Below are 25,599 nucleotides of genomic sequence, written 5' to 3'. Positions count from 1 at the left end.
CCGTGCCCCGCGGCACGACCCCAAAGATAGTATCATCAGAGACGAATTGGCCGTTTTGGCCGACCATCCCCTCCTACTTGTACAGAGCGCCGATCTCTCGCGTGGGCTCCTCGCCCGTGAGCGTCGAGAGGACCGTCACGGCCGGGCCGAGAAGGTCGATCGAGGGGATCCCGCGGCGGTCGAGCTCGCGGCGGATCTCGCGGCGCAGGGTGCCGTTGGCGAAGGTGTGGAACACGGCGCAGGGGCGGCTCTCGTCGTAGTTCTCGTCGAGGAAGGCGCGGACGGTGTCCACGTCCTTGACGTTGGAGAGACGCTCGATGTCGACGGAGCCCTCGCCGAACTGGGCGGCGGCGGCCATGACGACCGTGTTGGCGGTCTCGCCGCGGGCGTCGGACAACACGAAGATGAGGGGGACGACCTGACCGAAGATGTCGTCATCCAAATCGAGCTTGGCCATCACGAGACCTCCTATGCTTCTCGGCTCTTTCGGGGATGGTACCCGCTGTCGTACGTATCTTACTTCTTTTTCGAGAGCGCGCCGATGTCCGCGACGCCGGCAAAGACGCTGACGAAGCGATTGAGCAGGCGAAGGCGGTTCTCCCTTACCGCAGTATCCTCGTCCATGACAAGAACGTCATCGAAGAATCGGTCGATGGGCGCCCTGAGTTCGGCAAGGGCGGTGACGGCGCCCGCGTAGTCGTCGCGCCCGAGCGCCTCGTCCACGCAAACGCGACCCTGCTCGCAGGCATCAAAGAGGCTCTTCTCGGCAGGTCCGAGAAGGGCGGCGTCGACCTCGGAGCCCAGCTCCGGGTCGCCCAGGTGGGCGGCGCGGGCGTAGGCGACGGCGAGGTCCTCGAAGAGCTCGGGGCTCTGGGAGCGGGCGTCCTCGAGGGCGTGCGCGCGGGCCATGAACTCGGTCGGGTCGATGACGCCGACGGCGGAGACGGCCTCGATGGTGTCGGGGCGCAGGCCCTCGTCGCGGGCGATGCCGACGAGGCGGCCCTGGAAGAAGCGCACGACCGCGCAGGCGACGGACTCGAGGTCGAACTCGAGGCCCTGCGCCTGGTAGGCGCCCAGCGAGAGCCCGACGAGCTGGCGCAGGTCGGTGCCGGGCATCGTGCGCAGCATGGCGATGATGCCGATGGCCGCGCGGCGCACGGCGTAGGGGTCGGAGGAGCCGGTGGGCGGCTCGTCGATGGCGAAGATGCCGCAGACGGTGTCGAGCTTGTCGGCCACCGCGACGCAGCGCCCGCAGACGCCCGACGGCAGCTCGTCGCCGGCGAAGCGCGGGCGATAGTGCTCGCGGATCGCGTCGCAGACCTCCGGCGCCTCGCCGGCGGCCGCGGCGTAGTAGCCGCCCATGACGCCCTGCTGGTTGGTGAACTCCACGACGGCCTGGGAGACGAGGTCGGCCTTGGCGAGGTGCGCCGCGCGGGCCGCGGCGGCCACGCCCGCCTCGCTCTCCCCCGCCTGCCTGGCGACGGCGGCGGCGAGGCCCTCCATGCGCTCGACCTTCTGGAGCACCGTGCCCAGGCGCTCCTGGAAGGTCACGGTGCCGAGGCGCTCGACGAACTCCTCCATCGGGCGCTTGAGGTCCTCGTCATAGAAGAACTTGGCGTCGTCGAGGCGCGCGCGCACCACGCGCTCGTTGCCCGAGACGACGGTGTCAGAGACGCGCGGGTCGGCGTTGGAGACCACGATGAACTCGCGGGTGAGCTCGCCGGCGGCGTCGTAGATCGGGAAGTAGCGCTGGTTGGAGAGCATCGACTCGCAGATGATCTCGTGCGGGACCTCGAGGAAGGACTCGTCGAAGGTGCCCACGAGCACCGTCGGCCACTCGCAGAGGTTGACGACCTCGTCGAAGATCTTCTTGGGGGTGTCGACGTGGGCGCCGCCGCGCTGTCGCTCGACCTCGGCGATGCCGACGCGGATCTTCTCGGCGCGACGCTCGGCCGAGAGGACGAAGGCCCGCTCGAGCGTGGCCTCGTAGTCGGCCGGGGAGCTCACGACGTGGTCGCCGGGCGCCAGGACGCGGTGGCCGCGCGTGGTGTTGCCGGAGGTGACGTCGGCGTAGGTCACGGGGACGACCTCGGTGCCGAGAAGCGCGCAGATCCAGCGGATCGGGCGCACGAAGGTGGCGTGCTCGGAGCCCCAGCGCTGGCTGCGGTAGTTGGGCCACTGGAGCCCGCCGATGACCTCGGCGCCGAGCTCGGAGAGGATGGGGGCCGCCGGGCGCGAGGGGACGTTGCGCTCCGCGAAGACGTACTCGTTGCCGTCGGAGTCGACGCGGCGCACGAGGCTCGCGGCGTCGGCGCCGAGCTTGCGCGCGAAGCCGAGCGCGGCCTTGGTGGGCTGGCCGGACTCGTCGAAGGCGATGGCCGCCTTGGGGCCGCGCCTCACCTCGTGGACCTCGTCGGTGGCGACGGCGACGTCTGCCACCAGGGCGGCGAGGCGCCTGGGGGTGGAGATGACGCGAACCTCGCCGTGGGAGAGCCCGGCGGCGTCGAGGCCCTTGGCCACGAGCCCGCCGAGCTGCTGGGCGGCGTTCATGAGCGGCGCGGAGGGCATCTCCTCGCAGCCGATCTCGAGCAGGAAGTCACGGGTCTCGGCCATCTAGGCCACCTCCCCCTTCTTGGCATCGTCGTCCGTCTTGGAGGCCACCTCCGCGAGGTAGGACTCGCAGCAGAGCTTGGCGATGGTGCGGACGCGCAGGATGTAGTTGGCGCGCTCGGTGGCCGAGATGGCGCCGCGGGCGTCGAGCAGGTTGAAGGCGTGGGAGCACTTCATCACGCAGTCGTAGGCGGGAAGCGGCAGGTGCGCGTCGAGGCAGGCGTGGCACTCGCGCTCGTAGTCGTCGAACTTCTGGCGCATCATCTCGACGTTGGCGACCTCGAAGTTGTAGGTCGAGAACTCGTACTCGTTCTCATGGAAGACGTCGCCGTAGGTCATCGGGGTGCCGTCGGGCAGGTAGGACCAGATGACGTCATAGACCGAGTCGACGCCCTGGGCGTACATGGCGATGCGCTCGAGGCCGTAGGTGATCTCGACGGGCACCGGGTCGACCTCGATGCCGCCCACCTGCTGGAAGTAGGTGTACTGGGTGACCTCCATGCCGTCCATCCAGACCTCCCAGCCAAGCCCCCAGGCGCCCAGCGTGGGGCTTTCCCAGTCGTCCTCGACGAAGCGGACGTCATGCTCGGCCGGGTCGAGGCCGATGGCCGCGAGCGAGCCCAGGTAGAGCTCCTGGGAGTCGGCCGGGCACGGCTTGAGGATGACCTGGAACTGGTAGTAGTGCTGCATGCGGTTGGGGTTCTCTCCGTAGCGGCCGTCCGCGGGGCGGCGGCAGGGCTGCGGGTAGCAGGTGCGCCAGGCACCGGGCCCGAGCGAGCGCAGCGTCGTGGCGGTGTGGAACGTGCCGGCGCCGACCTCGGAGTCATAGGGCTGCATGACGGTGCAGCCCTGGTCCGCCCAGTAGCGCTCGAGCGCGAGGATCATGTCCTGGAACGTAAGCGCGTCTTCCCTCATGTGTCCTTTGCCCTTCCTTCTTGCCTCGACGGGGCTAGAGCGCCCCGACGTGGTCCAGCGGCCAGTAGATGAAAAGCGCCCTCGATGTTACGTCATCGAGGCTCACGGCGCCAAAGTAGCGCGAGTCCTTGGAGTCGGTGCGGTTGTCCCCCATCACCCAGACGCACCCCTCGGGGACCACGTAGGGGTAGGTGATGCCCGCGGAGCCCGGGAGGTCCGAGAGCGAGTAGGTGGGGCGGCCCTCGACGTAGGGCTCGTCGAGCGGCTCGCCGTCCACGTGGACGGCGCCGTTCACGAGCTCGATCGTCTGCCCGCCCACCGCGACGACGCGCTTGATGAGCGTCTCGCCGTCGAGGGGGCTGTCGAAGGTGACGACGTCGCCGACCTCGGGATCGCCGAAGTAGAGGCTCACGCGCTCGCCGAGGAGCACGTCCCCCTCCATGATGGTGTCCCGCATCGAGCCGGTGGGCACGACGTAGGGGGTGACGACGAAGGTCTTGACGACAAGCCCGACCGCCACGGCGGCGACGAGCCACAGGGCGAACCAGCCCCAGCCGGAGCGCTCGCGCCTCTCGGTCGCGTCCGGCGCCTCATGCCTGGCCATGGCAGGCCCCCTCTCCCTCTGCGTCCGCGCGGCGCGGGGACGGCCCCCTCGCCGCGATCTCGCGGGCGAACGCGCGCTCCTCGTCGCTCAGGTCCGCGCCCTCGATGAGGTCGGGGCGCCACAGCGCGGTCCGCTCGAGCGCGCTTCGCCTGCGCCAGGCGTCGACGCGCGCGTGGTCGCCCGAGAGCAGCACCTCGGGCACGTCCATGCCCCGGAAGCTCGCGGGCCTCGTGTACTGGGCGTACTCGAGCAGCCCGGCGGACGAGAAGGACTCGTCGATCGCGCTCATCTCGTCGCCGAGCGCTCCGGGCAGAAGGCGGCAGACCGCGTCGATCACGACGAGCGCGGCGAGCTCCCCGCCCGTCAGGACGTAGTCGCCGAGGGAGAGGACCTCGTCGGCGAGCGCGTAGGCCCGCTCGTCCATCCCCTCGTAGCGACCGCAGACGAGCAGCAGCCGCTCCATGCCGGAGAGGCGCTCGGCGACGCGCTGGTCGAAGCGGCGTCCGCAGGGCGAGAAGAACACGACGTGTGGCCTCGGCCCGGAGCCGGCGATGTCCTCGACCGCCTCGAAGATGGGCTCGGGCTTCATGAGCATGCCCTGGCCGCCCCCGAACGGGGCGTCGTCGACCGTGCGGTGACGGTCGTGGGTCCAGTCGCGCAGGTCGTGGGCGCAAAAGTCGAACACGCCCGCGCGGCGCGCCCGCCCGAGGACCGAGACGCCCAGGTAGGGCTCGAAGACCTCGGGAAAGACGGAGAGCGTCTCACAGAGCATCTTTGGCCCCCTTAGGCTCGAGGCCGGCGGGCACGCGGACCGTGACGGGCCCGCTCTCCCCCACCTCTCCCACGACGTCGTCGATGACGGGCAGAAGCGTCTCACCCGCGGCGCCCCGCACGACCCAGACGTCGTTGGCGGGCCCGCGCATGACCTCCTCGATCGAGCCGAGCGCCCCGAGGCGCTCGTCCACGACCTCGCGGCCGATGAGGGAGCGGGGGTCGTGGAGCTCGAGGTCCTCCGGAAGGTCCGATCGGCGCGCGAGCAGGGTCTTTCCGACGAGCAGCTCCGCCTGGGAGATGTCGTCGACCCCCGAGAGCGCGACGAGCTGGCCGCCCCGGTCGTCGGACGTGCACGAGACGACGGTGCGCCAGCGCGGCCCGGTGAGCTCCGGGGGCAGGGGCGCCACCTCGAGGCCCTCGCGCACAAGAGAGGGAAGGCCGTGGACGGAAACCGTCACGACCTCCCCTCGCCTCCCGTGGGCCTTCGCCACACGGGCTATGGTTCTGTAGCGCTCGCGCATGAGCCTAGCCCACGACCTCGACCTCGACCGAGGTGCCCACGCGCTGTCCGAGCGCGCGGGCGAGCGTCCTGATGGCCTTGATCGTACGACCCTTGCGGCCGATGACCCGGCCCGCGTCCTCCTCGGAGCAGCTGACCTCGATCAGCGAGGAGCCCTCGCTGTCGGTCACGTCGAGGGAGACGGAGTCCTCGTCGTCCACGAGGCCGCAGACGATGTACTCGACCAGGTCCGCAACGCGGTCAGAGGGGAGCTCGGTCTCGTCGACCGTGGCGAGCGCGCCCTTCTCGGCCTCCATGGGATGCCTACTCGGCGTCGGCCTCGGCCTCGGCGGCCTCAGCGGCGGCCTCGGCGGCAGCGGCGGCCTTGGCAGCGGCCTTCTTCGAAATCTTGGCCTTCTTCTCGACGACGGGCTGACCGTTGCGGACGACGTCGATGAGGTGGGCGACGGCGTTGGTGGGCTGGGCGCCCTTGGCGATCCACTCGTCGACCTTCTCGAGGTTGATGTCGATGACCTTGGGGTTGGTCAGCGGGTTGTAGCGGCCGACGAGCTCGATGTAGCGGCCGTCGCGGGGCATGCGGCCGTCAGCGATGACAACGCGGTAGTACGGACGCTTCTTGGCACCGTGACGGGCCAGGCGAATCTTGACTGCCAATGAAAACTCCTCCGTTCGGGCGGTGCGCGGGGTAGTTGGGTTGGCCGCACCGCAGAGCCACAAAACGACTATCCATCATACGACTCTTGCTCGTGGCCGCAAGGTGCAGTTTTTGTGAACGTGCATTGTCAACTTCCTGAATGGGCCCCTGTTCAGGAGATATTCAGGGCCGGTGGGTAGGATAGGCGTCGAGGCGGCCCTCCTGCCGCCCGCGACCGCAAGGGAGTCCACCCATGAACATTCTGGTTGTCGAGGACGAGCGCAACCTCGCCGACGCCATCGTCCACATTCTCGAGAACGCCTCGTGCCACGCGGAGGCGTGCTACGACGGAAGGGTCGGCCTGAGGTCGGCCCTGTCCGGCGCGTTCGACGCCGTCGTCCTGGACGTCATGCTTCCGGGTATGGACGGCCGGGAGGTCGTCCACGAGCTCCGTCGCCGCGGCAGCTCGGTGCCCGTGCTCATGCTCACGGCCCGCACCTCCACGCAGGACAAGGTCGAGGGCCTCGACGCCGGCGCCGACGACTACATGACCAAGCCCTTCGAGGCGCCCGAGCTGCTCGCTCGCCTGCGCGCGCTGACCAGGCGAAGGGGCGACGTGATGCTCGACGAGGTGACCTTCGCCGACGTGAGGCTCGACCTCGCCACGCACGACCTCTCCTGCGGCGAGGCCTCGGTCCACCTGTCGGGCAAGGAGTTCGAGGTCATGAGCATCCTCATGGGCTCGAGCTCGCGCGTGGTCTCCAAGCAGGACCTGCTCTCGCGCGTCTGGGGCGGCTCGGAGGCCTCCGAGAACTCGGTCGAGGCCTACGTCTCGTTCCTCCGCAAGAAGCTCGCCCACATCGGCTCCAAGGTCCAGATCACAACGCTGAGGATGCTCGGGTACCGCCTCGAGGTGTTCTCCGAGTAGGGGGCGCCCATGCTCAGGCGGCTCCGCCGACAGTTCATCGCCATCACGATGCTGCTCGTGGGACTGGTCCTCGCGGGCGTGCTCGGCTCGTCGTTCTTCTCGAGCGCCCTGACCCAGCGCGGCATCGTCACGCAGATCCTCGAGCGCGCGCTCTCCGACGGGGTCGCCGCCGCAACCATCGGCGACTCGTCGGGCGAGCAGAGCGCCGAGCTCATGCTGGCCGTCGTCGTCGACGTCTCGCCGGACGGGGCCGTCTACGACCGCACGAGCCTGTTTGCCAGCGTCTCCGACGAGACCCTTCGGGCCGTCGTCAGCGACGCGCTCTCGAGCGGGGACAGTTCGGGCCGCTGCGCCGACTACCCCATCGCCTGGATGAGGACGCAGACCGCCTGGGGCTGGCGCATCGCCTTCGTGGACACCTACCTCAGGGGCGCGACCCTGAGGGCGCAGGCGCTGAGCAGCCTGCTGATCTTCGCCATCTCGATGGGGGCACTCTTCGTCGTGTCCTACGTTCTCTCCGGCTGGGCGCTGCGCCCCGTGCAGCGCGCCTGGGAGCAGCAGCGCCGCTTCGTGTCCGACGCCTCCCACGAGCTCAAGACGCCGCTCGCGGTGATCTTGGCCAACGCGCAGATCCTCGAGGACGAGAAGGACCTCCCCGAGGGGGCGCGGCGCTGGGTCGAGAGCACCTCGGACGAGGCGCGCCACATGAAGGAGCTCGTCGAGGACCTGCTGACCCTCGCCCGCGCCGACGAGCAGGAGGCGACGGGCGGGCCGGGAGCCGTGGCGCTCTCGCCCGTCGAGCTCTCCGGCCTGGTCTCGGGGTGCGCCCTCGAGTTCGACGCCGTGGCCTTCGAGCGGGGATGCTCGCTTTCGTGCGAGCTCGAGGGGGACGTGCGCGTGATGGCCGAGCCCGACCGCACGCGCCGCGTGGTGCGGACGCTGCTCGACAACGCGACCAAGTACGCCGAGGAGGGCACCGAGGTCCGCGTCCTTCTCGCCCGCGAGGGGAAGCTGGCGAGGCTCGCCGTGACCAACCGCGGGGAGGTCATCTCCCCCGAGGCGCTCGAGCACCTCTTCGACCGCTTCTATCGCACCGACGACGCGCGCGAGCGGCAGGCCTCGGGCGGCTTTGGCCTGGGGCTCGCCATTGCCAAGAGCCTCGTGGAGTCCATGGGCGGCACGATCGGCGCCGCCTCCTCGGAGCGAGACGGGACTACCTTCACGGTGAGCCTGCCGCTCGCCGGCAGGGCCTCCGAGCCCCCGCGCCTCCCCCAGCCTTGACAATGTCGTCAGGTTATATTGTCAACCCGCCCGCTTGACAATGTCGTCAGGTTATATTGTCAACCCGCCCGCTTGACAATGTCGTCAGGTCGTTGCGCCAACCAAGAGACCCGCTCACGCGTCCTTGTGCATCGGGGCGGTGTCCGAGGTCCTGTCCTTGAAGCGAAGGTCACGCCCGTATCCCACGGCGTCGTCCCCAAAGCGCTCGCGCAGTGCGTCGGCGACCCGCCCGAGGGCCGAGCGGTCGCGCCCCTCCCCTGCCTCGTCCGCCCCGCCGCCGAAGAGGCTCATCTGCGCCGGGCGGTCGTCGTCGAAGCCCGAGACGCCCACGCCGAGCAGGCGCACGCGCATGCCCGGCTGCCACAGCTCGTCGAGAAGCGCCAACGCGACGCGCCCGAAGACGCGCTCGTCGTCTGTGGGCTCCGCAAGGGCGCGCTGAGCGGTGCGCGCGTGGGTCGCGTCGTACTTGACCTTGAGCGTCACCGTGCGCCCGCGCAGGCCCTTGCGCCGCAGGCGCCGGCCCACCATCTCCGAGACGTGCGCCACGCCGGCGCGGACCTGGTCGCGCTCCGTGAGGTCCTTTGAGAACGTGCGCTCGTTGGAGACGGACTTCACGTCCTCCGGGGCGGCGGCCTCCGCCACGGAACTGCGCTCGAGCCCGGCCGCTCGCAGCGCCATCCGCGGCCCCAGCACCCCGAAGGTCCGCTCAAGCTCGGCGGCGTCCGCGCGCGAGAGCTCCCCGAGCGTGCGTATTCCCATCCTCCTCAGGCGCTCCTGCGTCGCGGGCCCCACCCCGCTCATCGCGCCGACCGGCAGCGGGGCGAGAAACGCGCGCTCCGTGCCCGGGAGCACGGCGGTAAGCCCGCGGGGCTTCTCGCGCTCCGAGGCGATCTTTGCCACGGTCTTGTTGACGCCGAGGCCGATCGAGCAGGTCACGCCGAGCTCCGCCACGCGCCGCTGGACGCGCCGGCAGATCTCGATGGGGCTCTCGCGCGAGTAGCGGCCCGGCGTCACGTCGAAGAACGCCTCGTCGATGGAGACCTGCTCCACGAGCGGCGTCTCGTCGCCGAGGATGGCCATCACCTGCGCGCTCATCTCGCGGTAGCGCGCGAAGTTGCCCCTGGTCCAGATGGCGTCGGGGCAGAGGCGCCGCGCCGTCGCCGAGGGCATGGCGGAGTGCACGCCATAGCGGCGCGCCTCGTAGGAAGCCGTCGAGACCACGCCGCGACGGTCGGCCGAGCCGCCCACGATCACGGGGCGCCCGCGCCACTCCGGATGGTCGAGCTGCTCGACCGAGGCGAAGAAGGCGTCGAGGTCGAGAAGCCCCACGGCCGGTCCGTCCCACGCGAGCGGGTCGGGACTCTGTAAGTTGGGGACTGTCCCCAATTTACAGACGTCGGACATGCTAGGGCTCGAGGTCGAGCTCGACGCGGGGCGCGTCCCCCCAGAGCGCCTCGAGGCGGTAGAAGTCCCTGGTCTCGGGCTTGAAGACGTGCACGACGACGCTGCCGTAGTCAATGAGGACCCACGAGAGCCCCTCGCGCCCCTCGCAGGACAGCGGGGAGACGCCGCAGTTGGCGCCGACCTTCTCGCGAATCTCGTCGACGATCGCGTCGACCTGGCGCGGGTTGGCGCCCGTGCAGATGAGGAAGTAGTCGCAGACGTCGGTCTTGGACGAGAGGTCGAGAAGAACGAGGTCGGTGGCCTTCTTGTCGTCGGCCGCGTAGGCGGCGACCTTTGCGAGCTCGAGCGGGGTTACGGTCATGCTTTCTCCTTAGCTGCGCGCCTGGCGCGCCGTGCCGCGAGGGCGTTGTAGACGTCGATGGTGCCGGGATAGAGGTAGCGGCCCCCCTCCAGCACATAGGTTATACCCCCGACGAACGACTCCCAGAACAGGTCGTCGAGGGAGGCCTTGCCCACGAGCGAGCGGCTGCGCTCGATGCCGGGGGTGCGGGGGCGCAAAGGCTCGATTCCGTCGGCGACGAAGAGGACCTCGTCGAGGGCGCTCATGTCGGCGCAGGCGGAGGTGTGGACGGCGATGGCGTGCCACACGGCGGGCGGGAGCTCCGGGTAGCGCGCCGGGAGCTCCCGGGCCGCGATCATGCCGTGCAGGAGCGAGTGCACGAGCTCGAGCTCGACGCCGAGGTCGATGCCGAGCTCGCGGGCGCGGGCGAGCTGCTCGGAGGTCGAGAGGGCCTTCTCCCAGTCGTGGAGGATGCCGGCGGCGCGCGCGAGGAAGGGGTCCGCCCCGTAGGTCAGCGCGAGCCGCTCGGCCGTCCGCGCGACCGAGAGCGAGTGCGCCAGGCGCTTGGGCTTGGCGCTGAGCTGGACCGCGAGGTCCGCCTCGAGCTTGCCGAGAAGGACCTCCTGCTCGGGCGTGTAGGAGGCCTTTGCCTCGCGCTCCTTCTTCCTGCCCATCTAGTCGACCGCCTCCCCCGTCTGCCCGTAGCGGCTTCTGCGCGCCCCGTAGAGCCCGTGCTTGTGGAGGTAGCCCGTCACCTGGTCGGGCGTGAGGTAGCGCAGGCTCTGGCCCGCCTCCACGCGCTCGCGCAGGTAGCTCGAGGAGATTGCGAGCGCGGGGACGGAGAGGTAGGTGACGTCGAAGTCTATGCCCGACGAGTCGATGATGTCCCAGGCGCGGTCGAGGTCGTAGCCGGGTCGCGTCGCCGCGACGAGGTGCGCGAGGCGGGCGATGTCGGCGGCGTCTCGCCAGGTCACGATCTCGGTGATGGCGTCGGCGCCGGTGATGAAGTAGAACTCGACGTTGTCCGGGTAGAGCGAGCGCAGCAGGCGCAGGGTGTCGGCGGTGTAGGTGACGCCCTCGCGGTCGACCTCGAATCGGGAGGTCACGAAGTGGGGGTTGTCCGCCGTCGCGAGCAGCGTCATCGCGAAGCGCTCCTCCCCCGAGGTGACGCGCTTGTCCTGCTTGAAGGCCGGTCGCCCGGCGGGCATGAAGACGACGAGGTCAAGGCCCAGGTCGTCGAAGGCCTGCTCCGCCGCCACGAGGTGCCCGTTGTGGATGGGATCGAAGGTGCCGCCCATGATGCCCAGGCGATAGGTGCGCGACGGGTCCGCTCCGAGCGGCGGGAGGTCGTGTTCCCTCAGGGCGTCGAGGTCCATGCCTACCTCACCTGCCCGCTCCCGCGCACCACGTACTTGACCGAGGTGAGCTCGCCGGCCCCCATGGGCCCGCGGGCGTGGAGCTTCTGCGTGGAGATGCCGATCTCGGCGCCCAGCCCGAAGACCCCCCCGTCGGTGAAGCGCGTCGAGGCGTTGGCGTAGACCACCGCGGCGTCGACGCCGGCGAGAAACGTCTCGCAGGCGTCATAGGAGTCGGCGACGATGGCCTCGGAGTGACCGGTGCCGTAGCGGTTGACGTGCGCGATGGCCTCGTCGAGCCCCGAGACCACGCGGACGCTCATCTCGAGGGCGAGATACTCCGTGCCCCAGTCACGCTCGGTGGCCGCGACGGCGCTGCCGTCGGGAAGCCCTCCCGCGAGCGCGAGGGACTCCTCGTCGCAGTGGAGAAGGACGCCGGCCCCGGCGAGCTCGGCGAGCATGACGGGGAGAAACGCAGGCGCCACCGCGCGGTCCACGAGCAGCGACTCCGCCGCGTTGCAGACGCCGACGCGCTGGGTCTTGGCGTTCATGACGATGGAGCGGGCCCGGTCGAGGTCGGCGGACTCGTGGACGTAGACGTGGCAGTTGCCGGTGCCCGTCTCGATGACCGGGACCTTGGCTCCCTCGACGCAGGCGCGAATCAGGGCCGCCCCGCCGCGGGGGATGAGCACGTCGACCAGCCCGGTCGCCTCGAGGAGCTCGGCGGTCTGGGCGTGGACGGCGTCGTCGTCCACGTACTGGAGCGCGTCCTCGGGAAGCCCCGCCTCCCTGAGCGCCTCGCGGCACGCTCCGACGATGGCCAGGCACGACTCGCGCGCGGCGGAGCCGCCCTTGAGCACGCAGGCGTTGCCGGAACGCACGCACAGGCCGAAGGCGTCGGCGGTGACGTTGGGGCGCGCCTCGTAGACCATGGCGACGACGCCGAGCGGCACGGTGACCTTCTCGATGCGAAGCCCGTTTCCGAGCGTCGAGCCGCCCACGACGCGACCAAGCGGGTCGTCCTGGCGGGCGATGTCCTCGAGCGACCCCGCGATGGCGCAGAGGCGCGCGTCGTCGAGCAGGAGGCGGTCCTGAAGCGGCGCGCTCATGCCCGCCTCGCGCGCTCGGGCGAGGTCCCGCGCGTTGGCCTCGAGGATCTGGTCCGCCCGGGACCGGACGGACTCGGCGGCGAGCAGAAGCGCCCGCTCCCGCTGCCCGCGTGAGGCGGCGGCGAGCGCGGGCGCGGCGGCCTTGGCGAGCGATGCCTTCGTTCGTGCCTCACCCATGGTGTCCCCTTTCCTCAAAGACTAGAAGACGAGAAGGTCGTCGCGGTGCACGGCGGGCTGGGCGCGGTCCTGCCCGAGGAAGCGCGCCACGACGTCGAGGTGCACCCCCCGGACGCGGGCCATGTCGTCGGAGGAGTAGCGCGCGATGCCGCGCCCGATGACGTCGCCCGTCGACGCCCTGACGTTCACGACGTCGCCGGCGGCGTAGGTGCCCGTGGTCGAGATGACGCCCACGGGAAGGACGGAGGCCCCTCGCTCGAGGACGGCGCGCGTGGCGCCCTCGTCGAGCGCGATGGTCCCGCGCGGGACCTCGGCGAGGCCGATCCAGAGCTTGCGCCCTCCCTCGTGCGCCGCGCCCGCCGGGGCCTCGAAGCGCGTGCCCACCGCCTCGCCGTGCGCGACGTCGAGAAGGACGCGCTCCCGCCGCCCCCTGCAGATGGCCGTGGGGATGCCGGCGGCGAGCATCGCCCGGGCGGCGCGCAGCTTGGAGGACATGCCCCCGGTCCCGAAGGAGGTGCCGGCGCCTCCCGCCATGGCGGACAGGCGCGCGTCGACCTCGCTCACGCGCTCGATGAGGCGCGCGTCCGGGTCCTCCTGGGGGTTGGCGGTGAAGAGCCCGTCCACGTCCGAGCAGATCACGTAGAGGTCGGCTCCGGCGAGGGCGGCCACGAGGGCGCCGAGCATGTCGTTGTCGCCGAAGGCGAACTCGGCGGTCGATACGGTGTCGTTCTCGTTGACCACGGGCACGGCGCCGAGCTCGAGCAGGCGCGCGAGCGTGGTGCGGGCGTTCAGGAAGCCGTCCCGGTCCATGACGTCGCGGCGGGTGAGCAGGACCTGGGCGCAGGGGATGCCGCGCTCCGCGAGGACGTCGGCGTAGGCCTGCGTGAGGCGGGCCTGCCCGGCCGCGGCGCAGGCCTGCAGCGTCGCGATGTCGGAGGGGCGCTTGGTGAAGCCGAGTATGTCGCGGCCGGCGGCCGCGGCGCCGGAGGAGACCACGATGACCCGCGTCCCCTCGGAGACGAGCTGGGCCACCTGGTCGCAGAGGCTCCGGATGAAGCGGCGGTCGAGGGCCCCCTCGCCGTCGACGAGGGTCGAGGAGCCGATCTTGGCAACGAGGAGCCTCGGCGGGGTCATGTCAGGACTCCCCTCCCTCGTCGAGGATGACGCCGTCCTTCTCGACCTCGTCGACCTCATCGAAGTCGGGGGCGTCGTCTGTGCCCTCGAAGGTGAAGGCGAGCTCGAGGATGCGGACCTCGTCCCCGTTGACGGCGCCGGCCTTGGCGAGCGCGTCGTCGAGGCCGCAGCGGTCAAAGCGGTGCTGGAGGTAGGCCACGGCCTCGTCGTTGTCCCAGTCGGTCTGGATGACCATGCGCTCGACCTGGGCGCCGGTGACGCGCCAGGCGTGGCGCTCCTCGCGCCTCACGGAGATCTTGCGGTCGCGGCGCTCGCGCTCGCGCTCCCAGCGCTCGGTGAGGTCGAGGGCGGGCCCTGCCTCGACCGCCTCGGCGCGCAGGCGCGCGACCTCGGCCGCGCAGGTCGAGACGAGCGCGTCGAGCCCCAGGCCCGTCGCCGCCGAGACGGCGAAGAACTCGTGCCCATCGGCCTCGGCGGCCGCGCGCAGGCGCTCGACGGCGTCGGCGGTGTCGGGCAGGTCGCACTTGTTGGCGACGACGATCTGCGGGCGCTCGGCGAGCTCGGATGCGTAGGCGGCGAGCTCGGCGTTGATGGTCCGGTAGTCCTCGACGGCGTCGCGGCCCTCGTAGCCTCCCGTCACGTCGACGACGTGCAGGATGAGGGCCGTGCGCTCGATGTGGCGCAGGAACTGGTGCCCGAGGCCCCTGCCCTCGCTCGCGCCCTCGATCAGCCCCGGGACGTCGGCGGCGACGAACGACTGACCGCTCGCGGCGCGGGCGACGCCGAGGTTGGGCACGAGCGTCGTGAAGGGGTAGTCGGCGATCTTGGGCCGTGCGGCGCTGATGCGGGCGATGATCGAGCTCTTGCCCACAGACGGCATGCCCACGAGCGCGGCGTCCGCCATGAGCTTCATCTCGAGCTCGATCCAGTGCTCCCGGGCGGGCTCGCCCTTCTCGGCAAACGCCGGCGCGCGGCGCACCGAGGTCACGAAGTGGATGTTTCCGCGGCCGCCCGCCCCTCCCGGCGCCACCACGACGCGCTCCCCGGGCTGGGTGAGGTCGGCGATGTCATAGGCGGGCGTCTGGGTCTCGGGGTCGAGCTCGCGGATGACCGTGCCCACCGGCACGCGCAGCACGAGGTCGGCGCCGTCCTTGCCGTGACGCCGCGCGCCCTGGCCGTGCGTGCCGCGCTCCGCGCGGAAGTGATGCTTGTAGCGATAGTCGATGAGCGACGAAAGCTGGGGGTCTGCCTCGACGATGACGCTGCCGCCCCGGCCGCCGTCGCCGCCGTCAGGCCCGCCCTTGGGGACGAAGGCCTCGCGCCGAAACGACATGCACCCCGCGCCGCCGTCGCCGCCGCGGACGTTGATGTGGGAAAGGTCGGTGAACGTGTTCTCCACGCGTGTCTCCTTTATCTCGGGCTTCCATGGTACGGCAACCGCGCGGGCCCGTCCAACCTCGCGCGGGCGTGCGTAACAGCGGCGTCAAGACACAAAATGAGCCCCGGTCGAAACCGGGGCCCGAGTCGTGCGAGTTGTGGGACGAGACCGAGCGGTTACGCCTCGCGGACGTGAACGCGGTGCTTGACGCCCTTGGTGAACTCGACGGTGCCGGCGGTGAGGGCGAAGAGGGTGTCGTCCTTGCCGATGCCGACGTTGTCGCCGGGGTGGATGTGCGTGCCGCGCTGGCGGACGAGAATCTCGCCGGCCTTGACGGTCTGGCCGCCGTAACGCTTGGTGCCGAGACGCTGGGCGTTGGAGTCACGACCGTTTCGGGACGAGCCGAGGCCCTTCTTGTGTGCCATGGTGGTACCTGCCTTCTGTATGCCGAGAGAGGGGAACTACGCGGGAAGCTCGACGACCTTGATCTTCGTCAGGCTCTGACGGTGGCCGTTGGCGCGGTGATAGCGCTTGCGCTTCTTGAGCTTGAAGACGAGGACCTTCTCGCCCCTGAACTGCTCGAGAACCTCGGCGGTGACGGTCTTGTCCTGAAGCGGGGCAGAGCCAACGATGGTCTTGTCGCCGTCGTTGAGGAGAAGGACGGGGAGCTGGACCTTGTCGCCAGGCTGCGCGTCGAGCTTCTCGACGTCGATGACGTCGCCCTTGGCAACCTTATACTGCTTGCCACCAGTTGCTACGATTGCGTACATGTGCGAAACCCTTCATTGCTGGCGTGAATGCAACAGTTGCTTATATTACTAGCAGCGCCTTGGCTCGTCAACAGGATAGTTGCCGTGACCTGCGGATTCCGCAAGGGAAAAGACGGATCGCAGGCCGCGCCGAGGTGATGCGACCTTGCTCAGGATAATGGTGTCCCGTCCTTCTCGCAAAAGGGTCCAAAAGGTTCCACAAGACGCCCATTTTCCTCGTGCGCCTGGCGCACGCGACGCACGCGCAGCGCTGACGCGCGGGGCAGGCCCAGGGCGTCGGTCGCGGCGTCGAGAAGGACCTGGGGGCGCAGCGCGCAGCCGGCGAGGCGCGCCTCGAGGCAGACCTCGACGCCGCCCTCGACGTCGCGGGCCTCGAACCCCACGAGCGTGGAGGCCACGTCGACGCGCTTGGCCTTCTCCCCTCTCATATACGTGAGCTCCCCTCGCTCGCGCACCGCCTCGACGCCCCGCGCGATCTGCGTTGCGTCAAGGCCCGCGCCCGGGACGAGAAGCTCCCAGCTCGAGCGGTCGAGCCACGCCTCGAGCGCGGGGAGCCGGCCGGGGACGTAGGCGGCGCGGACGGGCCTGAGGGCGGAAGGCGTGGCGCCGCGCAGGGCGCAGAGCGCCTCGTTGGGGTCCACGCGCTCGGTGAGACGCAGGTCAAAGTACTCGCACGCGGAGCTCGCGCCCACGGGAAGGGCGCTCGTGAACTGAATGCGCACGCGGCGGGCGAAGCCGTTTCCCACCGAGAAGGGCAGGCCCGCGCGCCGGATGCAGCGCTCGACGGTGGCGATGAGGTCCAGATGGCCGAGAAACGCGAGCCGGCTGTCCTTGACGTACTCCACGCGCAGGCGCGGGAGCTCCGCCTTGACGGGCAGGTCCTGGGGCCTGGCGTCGGTGGGCTGAGGCCGCGATCCGCTCATGAGCGCACCCCCTGGATGACGTTGTGGACGCGAAGCGCCGGGCAGACGCCGCAGTCGGCGCAGGTGTCGCGCGTGCAGTCGGGGGTCGTGACGCCCTCGGCCGCGCGGAGCCACTCGCGCTGCAGATATCCCTTGGAGACGCCCGGGGAGGTGTGGTCCCAGGGCAGGGCCGCGGCGAGCGGGAAGTGCTCGCAGGCGACGTCGGCGAGGTCGAGTCCGCACTCGGCGGCGGCGCGCTCCCAGAGGTCGAACCTGAACTCGCTCGTCCAGGCGTCGAAGGAGCACCCGAGCTCCCAGGCGCGCCGCACGAGCGAAAAGCCCGCGCGCCCCATCTTGGAGAGCGCCCCCTCGACGAGCGAGACGCTGGCATCGTGGTAGGAGACGCGGATGGCGCGGTCGCGGATCTCGGAGAGCAGGAGCTGTTGGCGGCGGCGCACCTCGTCGGGGTCGAGCTGGCCGCACCACTGGAAGGGGGTGAAGGCCTTGGGCACGAGCACGGCGACGGATATAGAGACCGAGACGCCGCTCTTTGGCCCGCGGCCCACGACCTCTCGGCCGATCTCGAGCACGTGCTCGGCCATGCGCGCGATGCCGACGACGTCCTCGTCGGTCTCGGTGGGAAGGCCCATCATGAAGTAGAGCTTCATCCGGCGCCACCCCGCCTCGAAGGCGTTGCGCGCGGCGGCCTCGAGGTCCTGCTCGGTCACGTTCTTGTTGATGACGTCGCGAAGCCGCTGGCTGCCGGCCTCGGGGGCAAAGGTGAGGCCGCCGCGCTTGCCGCCCGCCACGGCGGCCGCCATCTCGACGCCAAAGGAGTCGAGCCGCTGCGAGGGTATGGAGACGCGAATGCCCTTGCTCTCGAGCTCGGAGTTCATGCGATTCAAGATCTGGGCGCACTGTGAGTGGTCGGTCGTGGAGAGCGAGGTGAGCGAGATCTCGTTGTGACCGCTGGCGAGAAGCCCCTCCACGCTGCAGCGAACGACCTGGTCGGCGGGGCGCTCGCGCACGGGGCGGTAGGTCATGCCCGCCTGGCAGAAGCGGCACCCCCGCGCGCAGCCGCGCAGGACCTCGACGGAGAGGCGGTCCTGGACGATGCCCATGTACGGGACGATGCGCTGCGCCACGGCCGGGGTGGCCGCGAAGTCGTTCACGCAGCGCTTGAGGACGACCTCGGGGACGTCCTCCCCCGCGCGCGGGACGGCGCGACCCCAGCGCGTGGTCGACTCGTCGACCACGACGTCGTAGAGGGAGGGGACGTAGGTGCCCGGGACGCGCGCGAGCCGTCGCAGGGTCTCGAGGCGCGTGAGCCCGCGGGCGCGGGCGTCGCGTATGCAGGCGCAGGCCTCGACGATCGACTCCTCACCGTCGCCGAGAAGGACGGCGTCGAAGACCGGGGCGAGCGGCTCGCAGTTCCAGGCCGAGGGGCCGCCTGCGAGGATGATGGGGTCGTCCTCGTCGCGCTCGGCCGAGGTGAGGGCGATGCCGGCGAGGTCGAGGGTCTCGAGGACGTTGGTGGCGATCAGCTCGTGGGCGAGCGTGAACCCGATGGCGTCAAAGGAGGCGAGCGGCGAGGCCGACTCGAGGGAGAGCAGCGGCACTTCGTTCTCGCGCATGAGGGCGGCCATGTCCTTCCACGGCAGGTAGCAGCGCTCGCAGCTCATGCCCTTCTGGGCGTTCACCTGGTTGTAGAGGATGGCGACGCCGAGGTTGGGCTGGCCGACCTCGTAGACGTCGGCATAGACCATGCAGAGGTGGAAGGGACCGTCCTGCTCCTGGACGGAGCCCCACTCGTGATCGAGGTAGCGGGCGGGGTGCTCCACGTGGGCGAGCAGCGGCTCGAGCAGGTGGAAGAGGCTCTCGCGTCTCGCCCTCATGCGCGCCCCCCGCCGATGGTGACGTAGTCGTCGGCGGGTGCCGGGGCGCCGAGGCCGGCTGCCGGGCGGCGCTCGGGCGCCGGCGAGGCCGCGCGGTCGGGCGCGGGACGGTCCTCGAGCTCAAAGCGCAGGCGCAGCGCGTTTCCGGTGGCGATGGTGCCCCCGTAGCCAATGCCCGCCTTGAGCAGCGCGCCGACGCCCGGGACCGCGCCCGCCGCCGCGCGGGCGATCGCGCGCCAGCCGAGCCCGCCCGCCACGACGCCGCAGAGCTCGAGCGCGCGGGCGGGGTCGAGATCGCGCCCGTAGGCGGCGGCGAGGTCGAGGGCTAGCTTCGCCTGGTTGGCGGTCATGATTGGAAAGTCGGAACCGGGGATGAGGCTCACGGCGCCGACGACGGCGTTCTCGGTCGCGCAGCGGGAGATGAGCGCCTGGGCGACGGCCGCGCGGCAGAAGGGCAGGCCCGCCGCGAGGGCGAGCGTCTTGTCGCTGGACGAGGCGAGCCAGGCGGCGAGCCGGTCCGGGACGTCCCCGGCGTCGGCGCAGGCCACGACGCCGACGAGCCGCTCGGCCTGCTCCGGCAGATCGAGCCGGGGCGCGTCGAGGGCCCCCTCGACGACCAGGCAGACGGAGACTCCCGCGCGGGCGTAGGACTCGACCAGCGCGGCGCAGCTCGCGGGACCCACGAGCACGACGGCGACGTCGGGGAGCTCCCCGGCGGGCGCCTGCTGGCGGAGCCCGAGCACCTCGACGACGACGCCGGGGCGCTCGGGGACGAGCGCGCCCTTGACGGCGAGGGCGACCTCGCGCGGGCAGTCCGGGTCAACGTGGACGCGGACGACGACCCGCTCGTCCCTGCCGCGCAGGGCGCTTCTTCCCGAGGCGAGCACCTCGAGGATGCGCCCGGCGGATACGTTTCTCGAAGCCATGGCGGCCTCCTCCTCGCGGCGAGCGCCGCGCTAAGCGACCTTCTGACGATGATGCCACACGGACTGTACCACGCCGACGGCCGCGAGCTGGGTGACCATCGAGGAGGAGCCGTAGGTCATGAACGGGAGCGGGATGCCGGTGATGGGCATGATGCCGATGCACATGCCCACGCTCTCGAGCACCTGGAAGGTCCAGAGGGCAGCGCATCCCACCAGCACGAGCTTCGAGAAGGTCGACTCGACCTTCATCGCGAGCAGGATCGTGGCGATGATCATCCACGCAAACAGCGCGAGCAGGACGACGGACCCGAGAAAGCCAAACTGCTCGGCAAAGGTGGCAAAGATGAAGTCGGTCTGGGCGGCGGGCAGAAACCCCGAGAGCGCCTGGGAGGCGTTCCCGAAGCCCTTGCCGAGCAGGCCGCCCGAGCCGATGGCGATCATGGCCTGCTGGAGGTTGTAGCCGTCCTCGGAGGCCGTGCCCTCGGGGTCGAGAAAGACCGTGAGTCGGTTGAGCTGGTACTCCTGGAGGATGTGCGGGAGCCCCTCGATCTGCGAGGTGATGATCACGAGGGCCGCGACGCCCACGATCAAGGCTATGGTCGCCAAGATCCAGGAGCGGGGCGCGCCGCTGCAGATGATGATCGTGGCCCCGGTGAAAAAGATCATGAGGCCGGTGCCGAGGTCGGTGACCAGGATGATGAGCAGCGGCACGAGCAGCGTCGCGCACAGGCGGGCATAGTCCCTGAAGGTCTCGATCTTGCCGTTGTACTGGCCGCAGGCCGACGCCATGAGCGCGATCACGACGAGCTTGGCGGGCTCGGAGGGCTGGAAGCGGAACGGCCCGATGCGCGCCCAGCCAAGTCCTCCCAGGCCGCCCTCGACGCCGATGCCCGGGATGAGCGGCAGGGCGAGAAGGACGCAGGCCAGCACGAACAGCGCCGTGGTGAGGTTCGCGAGGTTGCGATAGTCGTAGCGCCACACCACGACGCCCGCGGCGATGCCGATCACGATGCCGGCGAGGTGGCTCGTGAAGCTGACCGCGTCGAGCGCGAGGGCGCAGGACCACATCGTGATGACGCTCAGGATGAGGATGAGCAGGGTCGGGATGAGCTGCGTGAGGTAGACGCCCTCGAGCGGACCCTTCTTTCCGACGTGCGAGCCCCCGGAGGATGTCCCGGTGACGCGCTGCGCGATGCCTGCGAGTGGCCCCTGGGCGGTGCCGGGGCCGGTCATCTCACGTGCCAAGCCTGCTCCTCCCTAGTCGACGGATGTCGAGACGCCCGTTGCGGTGTCGGGCTGGTCGTAGATGGCTCCAAAGACGTCGCGGACCACGAGCAGCGACGAGGAGCCGCCGGAGACGACGCCGTCCATGTTCGCAACGACGACGTAGCGCGGGGTCTCACCCTCCCCTGCCGGCCCGTACGCGCCGAACCAGCCGATGGCGCGGTCCAGGCTGATCTGCTCGCCGGTTCCGGTCTTTCCGCGGACGGTGACGTCGAGGTTGGTCCAGTGCTGCGTCTGGGTGGGGTCCTCCTCGTAGACGACGCCCCACATGCCCCGTGCGACAATGTCGCGGTAGGCCTCGTCCTCCTCGACGTCGCGGATCTGCTCGCAGCGGTACTCGGAGACGTAGCCGTCGCCCATGCGGGAGCGCACACCGCGCATCACGTGTGGGCGCCAGACGGGGCCCTTGTTGGCGAGGCTGCAGTAGGCGCAGGCCATCTGGATGCAGGTCACGAGCAGGTCGCCCTGGCCGATGGCGAGGTTGCAGTTCTCGCCGCCCTGCCAGACGGCGTCCTCCTCGGAATAGCCCATGCTCTTGTAGTACTCGCGCTTCCAGGCGGCGTCGGGGACGCGTCCCACCTCCTCGCCGGGAAGGTCGATCCCGGTGGCGGAGCCGAGCCCGTAGCGGCGGAAGGTCTCCTGCATGCCCTCGGAGTTCTGGTTGTAGAACCCCTTTCCGATCTCGTAGAACACGACGTCGCAGGAATAGGTGATGCCGCTCACGAGGTCCACGTCGTAGTGCGTGCTCCAGCAGCCCATGCCGTTACGGTCGTTCTGGTCCCCCGACCAGCTCCACCAGCCGCTGCAGTACCAGGAGTCGGAGGCGGTGGCGATGCCGTAGTCGAGCGCCGCCATCGTGGTGAGCGGCTTGATGATCGAGCCTGAGGGGTACTGTCCCGAGATGGCGCGATTGAGCATGGGGAAGTTGGCGTCCTCGGCCTGGAGGGCGTCCCAGTCGGCCGTGGAGATGCCGCCGACGAACGAGCTCGGCGTGAACGTGGGGTAGCTCGCCATGGCGATGACCTCGCCGTTGGTGCAGTCGAGCGCGACCACCGAGGCGCCGGCGGCCACCTTGCCGAGGTCGCGCTGCTGCTGGATGACCTTCACGAGCGACTCCTCGGCGGCGCGCTGGACCTTGATGTCGAGCGTGAGCTCGAGGTCCGAGCCGCTCTGGGGCTCGAAGCCGGAGGACTGCTGGCCGGTCACGTTGCCGTGGGCGTCGACGTAGACGACCTGCTCGCCGCGCACGCCCTGCAGCACGCTCTCATAGCGCTTCTCCACGCCCGTCTGACCGACGATGTCGCCGGAGCGGTAGGTGATCTGCCCGTCCTCGGCGTTCTCGCTCTCCTCGAGCTGCTCCTGGGTCACGGTGCCGGTGTAGCCGACCACGTGGGCCGCGAGCGAGCCGTGCGGGTAGGAGCGCTGGGCGCGGGTCTCGACGGAGACGCCCGGGAACACCTCGGGGTGCTCCCCGATGTAGGCCACGACGCGGCGCGAGACGTCGACCGAGACGGTCCTCAGGCTCTGGTAGCCCTGCGTGGTGTCCTGGAGCTTCCTGCGGACGGCCTGAGGGGGCATGCCGATGAGGTTGGCGAGCAGCGTGACCTCGACCTCGTCGTCAAGGACGTCGGCCTGGGCGGTGACGGTGAGGCTGCTGCGGTTGGTCACGATCTCGTCGCCGTTGCGGTCGAGGATGCGCCCGCGCGGGGCCTGGGTGTAGATCGTGCTCGTGCGGTTTGACTCGGCCTGCTCGGCGTACTCCTCGCTCGAGACGAGCTGCATCGTCCAGAGGCGCGCGACCAGAAGCGAGAAGATGCCCCCCACCGCGGCGGCGAAGCCGATGAGGCGCGAGGAGAGGGTCTTCTCGGACGAGGAGTCGGAGCCGCCCGAGGCGCGCGGCGAGGCTCCGCCGATATCGAGCGTGAAGGCGCCCTCGGAGCGGCCGAAGACGATGAAGACCACGATGAGCGCGACGGCGAGCAGCGCGCAGACGATGACGATGATCAGGGAGAGGTCCATGGCGCCACCCTAGAGGCCGCGCCTGGTGAAGTGCGTGCCGCCGTGGCCGCTGCCGCGCGTGAGCGTGCCCGGGCCGCCGATCCCCGCCCCCGTCGCGCGGACGCGCGAGTAGTAGTAGGCGAAGGGGACGAAGAAGACGATGGTGAGGAAGGCGGTGGGCAGGGTGCGGAAGACGATGACGTCGATCAGCGACCCGCCCTGGCCCACGAGCAGCATGGCGAGGTGGTAGACGAGCGAGACGGCAAGCGCCGAGGCGCAGAAGTGGGCCATGGATGAGGCGAGGTCGCCGGCCATGCGGTTGCGCTGCTCGATGCCGAGCACAAACGACGAGACCGTGAGGCAGAAGGCCATGAGGCCGACGGGAGAGGTCGCGGAGAGGTCAAAGACCAGCCCGGCGAGAAAGCCCGCGACGACGCCGCGCGAGCCGCCCGTCTGAAGCGCGACGCACGCGGAGAAGATCATGGCGAAGTTGGCGTGACCGTTGCCGAGGGCGACGTTTGGGGCGACGGCAAGCTGGAGCACGAGGCAGACGGCGGCCAGAATGACCGTGCCGCGAACGTCCCTGCCCTTGTCTGCGACCTGCATGCTCTCCCCTCCCTACTCGCTCGTTCCGTCGGTCTGGTCGGTCTCTTCGGTATCGCTCGCGTCGTCGGCGGAGCCGTCGTCTTGCCCCTGCTGGTCCTGGGCGTCGGCCGCGGCGATGTCCTCGGCGGTCGCGCGCTGCTCCTCGGTGAGCGAGGTGATGACGAGCACCTCCTCGTAGTTCTCGGCGTGCGAGAAGGGCTCCACGACGATGTCGAGGAAAAGCGCCCCCGGCGCGCTCTCGACGCTCGTGACCTCGCCGAGCGGCAGGCCCTTGGGAAACACGCCGCCCAGCCCGCTCGTGACCACGACGTCACCGACGTTGACCTCCTGCTCGGTGCCGATGAGCGTGAGGTTGAGCTGGCCGGTGACAGATCCCGTCAGCATGCCCTGGACCCGGCTCGACTGAATCATCGCCGATATGGAGGAGTTCTCGTCGGTCAGCATGCGCACGGTGGAGGTGGTGGCGCCGCTGTCGATAACCTGCCCCACCACGCCGCTCGACGCGGTGACGGGCATGCCCGCGGTGACCCCCGACGAGGTGCCCTTGTCGATGGTGACCGTGGTGCTCCACGAGTCGGAGGCCCCCGAGATGATGCGGGCGGCCGTGGACTGGAGGTCGTTGGCGTCCTGCAGGTCGAGCAGTCCCTGGAGGCGCTCGGCGGTCTGCGCCGCCTCCTCGAGCTCGACGTTTCTGGCGCGCAGCTCGTCGTTTTCCGCGCGCAGCTCCGAGAGGGTCTGCTGGTCGGCGGTGAGGTTGGTCACGACGTTGCCGATGCCGCGAAACGGCGCCGCGACCGTGGCCCCGAGGTATCGGACCGGCGAGGTGACCGTCTGGAAGGCCCCGCGCACGGCGCCGAGCGGGCCCTCGTCGCCCATCCTGCTGCTCGCGGTGAACAGGGCGATCGAGATGATGACGCAGGCGACGAGGGCGCGGCCGCCGCTCGACTGCCTGCTTGTTGAGAGTGCCGACCTCGGCTGTCGGCGCGAAGGGGTGAGCGGCATGCTCGCTAGTTCGCCGTCTGGACGAAGCCGCCGGAGAGCGCGTTGGCCTCGAGGACCTTGGCGCAGCCGTTGACGACGTTTTCCAGCGCGGTGGGGCTCACGTTGACCGGGACGCCGGTCTCCTCGCGCAGGCGCTGGTCGAGGCCGCGGAGCAGGCCACCGCCACCGGTGAGGAGGATGCCGTAGTACATGAGGTCGGAGGCGAGGTCGGGGGGCGTCACGTCGAGCGCGTCCTTGACGGCCTTGGTCACCTCGTCGAGCGGGCGGTCGAGGGCGCGGCGGATCTCCTCGCTCTCGATGCGCACGGACTTGGGCAGGCCGCTCATGACGTCGCGGCCGTTGACCTCGACGTCGAGCTCCTCGGCGAGCGGCGCCGCGGAGCCGACCTTGATCTTGATGTCCTCGGCCGTCCTCTCGCCGATGGAGAGGTTGTAGGCGTCACGGACGTGCTGGAGGATGGTCTGGTCGAACTCGTCGCCGGCGGTCCTGATGGACTGGGAGACGACGATGCCGCCCATCGAGATGACGGCGACCTCGGTGGTGCCGCCGCCGATGTCGACGACCATCGAGCCCGTCGGGTCCTCGATGGGCAGGTCGGCGCCGATGGCCGCGGCCATCGGCTCCTCGATGAGGTAGGCCTGGCGGGCGCCGGCCGAGATCGTGGCCTCGAAGACCGCGCGCTTCTCGACGGAGGTAACGCCCGAGGGGACGCACACGACGACGCGCGGGCGCGGGGACCAGGGGTAGTGGTTGCCGCGAGCCTTCTCGATGAAGTAGCGCAGCATCACCTCGGTCACGTCGAAGTCGGCGATGACGCCGTCCTTGAGCGGGCGCTCGGCGATGATCGAGCCGGGCGTGCGGCCGATCATGCGCTTGGCGTCGGCGCCTACGGCCAGGACGCGGCTCTCGCTCTTGTCGATGGCGACGACGGAGGGCTCGTTGATGACGATGCCCTGACCGCGCACGGCGACGAGCGTGTTGGCGGTGCCGAGGTCGATGGCGAGGTCGCCGCCATACTCCCCGAACAGTGAGTCAAAAAGTGACATGGGACAC

27 protein-coding genes are annotated in these 25,599 nt (G+C 70.2%); 2 read left to right on the top strand and 25 right to left on the bottom strand.

All coding sequences use genetic code 11. The annotated features are described in order from the left end of the window. Positions 1–73: 73 nt before the first annotated feature. Genes NW198_RS08895 through rpsP form a run of 8 tightly spaced genes read right to left on the bottom strand, consistent with a single transcriptional unit; the run spans position 74 to position 6,077 of the window. Positions 74–457, bottom strand: coding sequence for a kinase/pyrophosphorylase (locus NW198_RS08895; protein WP_087315093.1), 384 nt, complete (start codon positions 455–457; stop codon positions 74–76). 59 nt (positions 458–516) lie between these two features. Then, complete coding sequence (glyS, locus tag NW198_RS08890) at positions 517–2,613, bottom strand: glycine--tRNA ligase subunit beta (RefSeq protein ID WP_258340839.1); 2,097 nt, start codon at positions 2,611–2,613, stop codon at positions 517–519. After that, positions 2,614–3,525 carry a glycine--tRNA ligase subunit alpha gene (locus NW198_RS08885; RefSeq protein ID WP_087315097.1) on the bottom strand — a complete coding sequence of 304 codons (912 nt, stop codon included), beginning with the start codon at positions 3,523–3,525 and terminating at the stop codon, positions 2,614–2,616. Between the two features lie 34 nt (positions 3,526–3,559). After that, positions 3,560–4,129 carry a signal peptidase I gene (gene lepB / locus NW198_RS08880; RefSeq protein WP_258340837.1) on the bottom strand — a complete coding sequence of 190 codons (570 nt, stop codon included), beginning with the start codon at positions 4,127–4,129 and terminating at the stop codon, positions 3,560–3,562. Next, positions 4,116–4,901: a tRNA (guanosine(37)-N1)-methyltransferase TrmD gene (trmD, locus tag NW198_RS08875; RefSeq protein ID WP_258340836.1), complete on the bottom strand. Its 786-nt coding sequence runs from the start codon at positions 4,899–4,901 to the stop codon at positions 4,116–4,118. The genes lepB and trmD overlap by 14 nt, the downstream gene beginning before the upstream one ends. Further along, the gene (locus NW198_RS08870; protein ID WP_087315103.1) at positions 4,891–5,424 is read right to left on the bottom strand and encodes a ribosome maturation factor RimM; all 534 of its coding nucleotides are present in this window, start codon (positions 5,422–5,424) and stop codon (positions 4,891–4,893) included. Before NW198_RS08870 ends, trmD begins: the two co-directional genes overlap by 11 nt. 4 nt (positions 5,425–5,428) lie before the next feature. Then, complete coding sequence (locus NW198_RS08865; RefSeq protein ID WP_258340835.1) at positions 5,429–5,719, bottom strand: KH domain-containing protein; 291 nt, start codon at positions 5,717–5,719, stop codon at positions 5,429–5,431. 7 nt (positions 5,720–5,726) lie between these two features. Continuing rightward, positions 5,727–6,077 (bottom strand): 30S ribosomal protein S16, encoded by a 351-nt coding sequence (gene rpsP, locus NW198_RS08860; RefSeq protein WP_258340834.1) that lies wholly within the window; start codon positions 6,075–6,077, stop codon positions 5,727–5,729. Between the two features lie 233 nt (positions 6,078–6,310). Between rpsP and NW198_RS08855 the strand changes: the two genes are divergently transcribed. Further along, on the top strand, positions 6,311–6,985 hold the full coding sequence (locus NW198_RS08855; RefSeq protein ID WP_087315109.1) for a response regulator transcription factor: 675 nt from the start codon (positions 6,311–6,313) through the stop codon (positions 6,983–6,985). 9 nt (positions 6,986–6,994) lie between these two features. Then, on the top strand, positions 6,995–8,266 hold the full coding sequence (locus NW198_RS08850) for a cell wall metabolism sensor histidine kinase WalK (protein WP_258340833.1): 1,272 nt from the start codon (positions 6,995–6,997) through the stop codon (positions 8,264–8,266). Positions 8,267–8,380: 114 nt separating this feature from the next. On the opposite strand, the gene dinB is transcribed toward NW198_RS08850, so the two are convergent. From dinB to NW198_RS08765, 17 genes are all read right to left on the bottom strand, one after another. After that, positions 8,381–9,670, bottom strand: coding sequence for a DNA polymerase IV (dinB, locus tag NW198_RS08845; protein WP_258340832.1), 1,290 nt, complete (start codon positions 9,668–9,670; stop codon positions 8,381–8,383). A 1-nt stretch (position 9,671) separates the two neighbouring features. Then, the gene (gene rsfS, locus NW198_RS08840; protein WP_087315115.1) at positions 9,672–10,031 is read right to left on the bottom strand and encodes a ribosome silencing factor; all 360 of its coding nucleotides are present in this window, start codon (positions 10,029–10,031) and stop codon (positions 9,672–9,674) included. Beyond that, the gene (gene yqeK, locus NW198_RS08835; protein WP_258340831.1) at positions 10,028–10,684 is read right to left on the bottom strand and encodes a bis(5'-nucleosyl)-tetraphosphatase (symmetrical) YqeK; all 657 of its coding nucleotides are present in this window, start codon (positions 10,682–10,684) and stop codon (positions 10,028–10,030) included. The genes rsfS and yqeK overlap by 4 nt, the downstream gene beginning before the upstream one ends. Next, a complete protein-coding gene (gene nadD, locus NW198_RS08830; protein WP_258340830.1) occupies positions 10,685–11,386 on the bottom strand; it encodes a nicotinate-nucleotide adenylyltransferase in 702 nt (233 codons plus the stop codon). It lies immediately after the preceding gene. 2 nt (positions 11,387–11,388) lie between these two features. Beyond that, complete coding sequence (locus tag NW198_RS08825) at positions 11,389–12,651, bottom strand: glutamate-5-semialdehyde dehydrogenase (RefSeq protein ID WP_258340829.1); 1,263 nt, start codon at positions 12,649–12,651, stop codon at positions 11,389–11,391. A 21-nt stretch (positions 12,652–12,672) separates the two neighbouring features. Beyond that, positions 12,673–13,785, bottom strand: coding sequence for a glutamate 5-kinase (proB, locus tag NW198_RS08820; protein ID WP_258340828.1), 1,113 nt, complete (start codon positions 13,783–13,785; stop codon positions 12,673–12,675). A gap of 1 nt (position 13,786) precedes the next feature. Beyond that, positions 13,787–15,184: a GTPase ObgE gene (gene obgE, locus NW198_RS08815; protein ID WP_258340827.1), complete on the bottom strand. Its 1,398-nt coding sequence runs from the start codon at positions 15,182–15,184 to the stop codon at positions 13,787–13,789. Between the two features lie 155 nt (positions 15,185–15,339). After that, positions 15,340–15,588, bottom strand: a complete 249-nt coding sequence (gene rpmA / locus NW198_RS08810; protein WP_087315127.1) for a 50S ribosomal protein L27 — start codon at positions 15,586–15,588, stop codon at positions 15,340–15,342. Positions 15,589–15,624: 36 nt separating this feature from the next. Then, complete coding sequence (gene rplU / locus NW198_RS08805; RefSeq protein ID WP_087315129.1) at positions 15,625–15,933, bottom strand: 50S ribosomal protein L21; 309 nt, start codon at positions 15,931–15,933, stop codon at positions 15,625–15,627. Between the two features lie 149 nt (positions 15,934–16,082). Continuing rightward, entirely contained in the window at positions 16,083–16,856 is a 774-nt protein-coding gene (locus NW198_RS08800) for a TIGR03936 family radical SAM-associated protein (protein ID WP_258340826.1), read from the bottom strand. Further along, complete coding sequence (locus tag NW198_RS08795) at positions 16,853–18,730, bottom strand: TIGR03960 family B12-binding radical SAM protein (RefSeq protein ID WP_258340825.1); 1,878 nt, start codon at positions 18,728–18,730, stop codon at positions 16,853–16,855. Before NW198_RS08795 ends, NW198_RS08800 begins: the two co-directional genes overlap by 4 nt. Beyond that, positions 18,727–19,656, bottom strand: coding sequence for a hypothetical protein (locus tag NW198_RS08790; RefSeq protein ID WP_258340824.1), 930 nt, complete (start codon positions 19,654–19,656; stop codon positions 18,727–18,729). The genes NW198_RS08795 and NW198_RS08790 overlap by 4 nt, the downstream gene beginning before the upstream one ends. 30 nt (positions 19,657–19,686) lie before the next feature. Then, on the bottom strand, positions 19,687–20,901 hold the full coding sequence (locus tag NW198_RS08785; protein ID WP_258340823.1) for an FtsW/RodA/SpoVE family cell cycle protein: 1,215 nt from the start codon (positions 20,899–20,901) through the stop codon (positions 19,687–19,689). A gap of 12 nt (positions 20,902–20,913) precedes the next feature. Next, positions 20,914–22,959, bottom strand: coding sequence for a penicillin-binding protein 2 (gene mrdA, locus NW198_RS08780; protein WP_258340822.1), 2,046 nt, complete (start codon positions 22,957–22,959; stop codon positions 20,914–20,916). Between the two features lie 9 nt (positions 22,960–22,968). Next, a complete protein-coding gene (mreD, locus tag NW198_RS08775; RefSeq protein WP_087315141.1) occupies positions 22,969–23,544 on the bottom strand; it encodes a rod shape-determining protein MreD in 576 nt (191 codons plus the stop codon). Positions 23,545–23,556: 12 nt separating this feature from the next. Then, the gene (gene mreC, locus NW198_RS08770) at positions 23,557–24,546 is read right to left on the bottom strand and encodes a rod shape-determining protein MreC (protein ID WP_258340821.1); all 990 of its coding nucleotides are present in this window, start codon (positions 24,544–24,546) and stop codon (positions 23,557–23,559) included. A 5-nt stretch (positions 24,547–24,551) separates the two neighbouring features. Beyond that, positions 24,552–25,592, bottom strand: a complete 1,041-nt coding sequence (locus NW198_RS08765) for a rod shape-determining protein (protein WP_087315145.1) — start codon at positions 25,590–25,592, stop codon at positions 24,552–24,554. Between the last annotated feature and the right edge of the window lie 7 nt (positions 25,593–25,599).

Origin of the sequence: Thermophilibacter sp. ET337 (genome assembly GCF_024733715.1) — a bacterium.
Taxonomy (GTDB): domain Bacteria; phylum Actinomycetota; class Coriobacteriia; order Coriobacteriales; family Atopobiaceae; genus Thermophilibacter.
The sequence above is the reverse complement of the archived record's forward strand: the minus strand, read 5'-3'. Positions and strand labels throughout refer to the sequence as shown.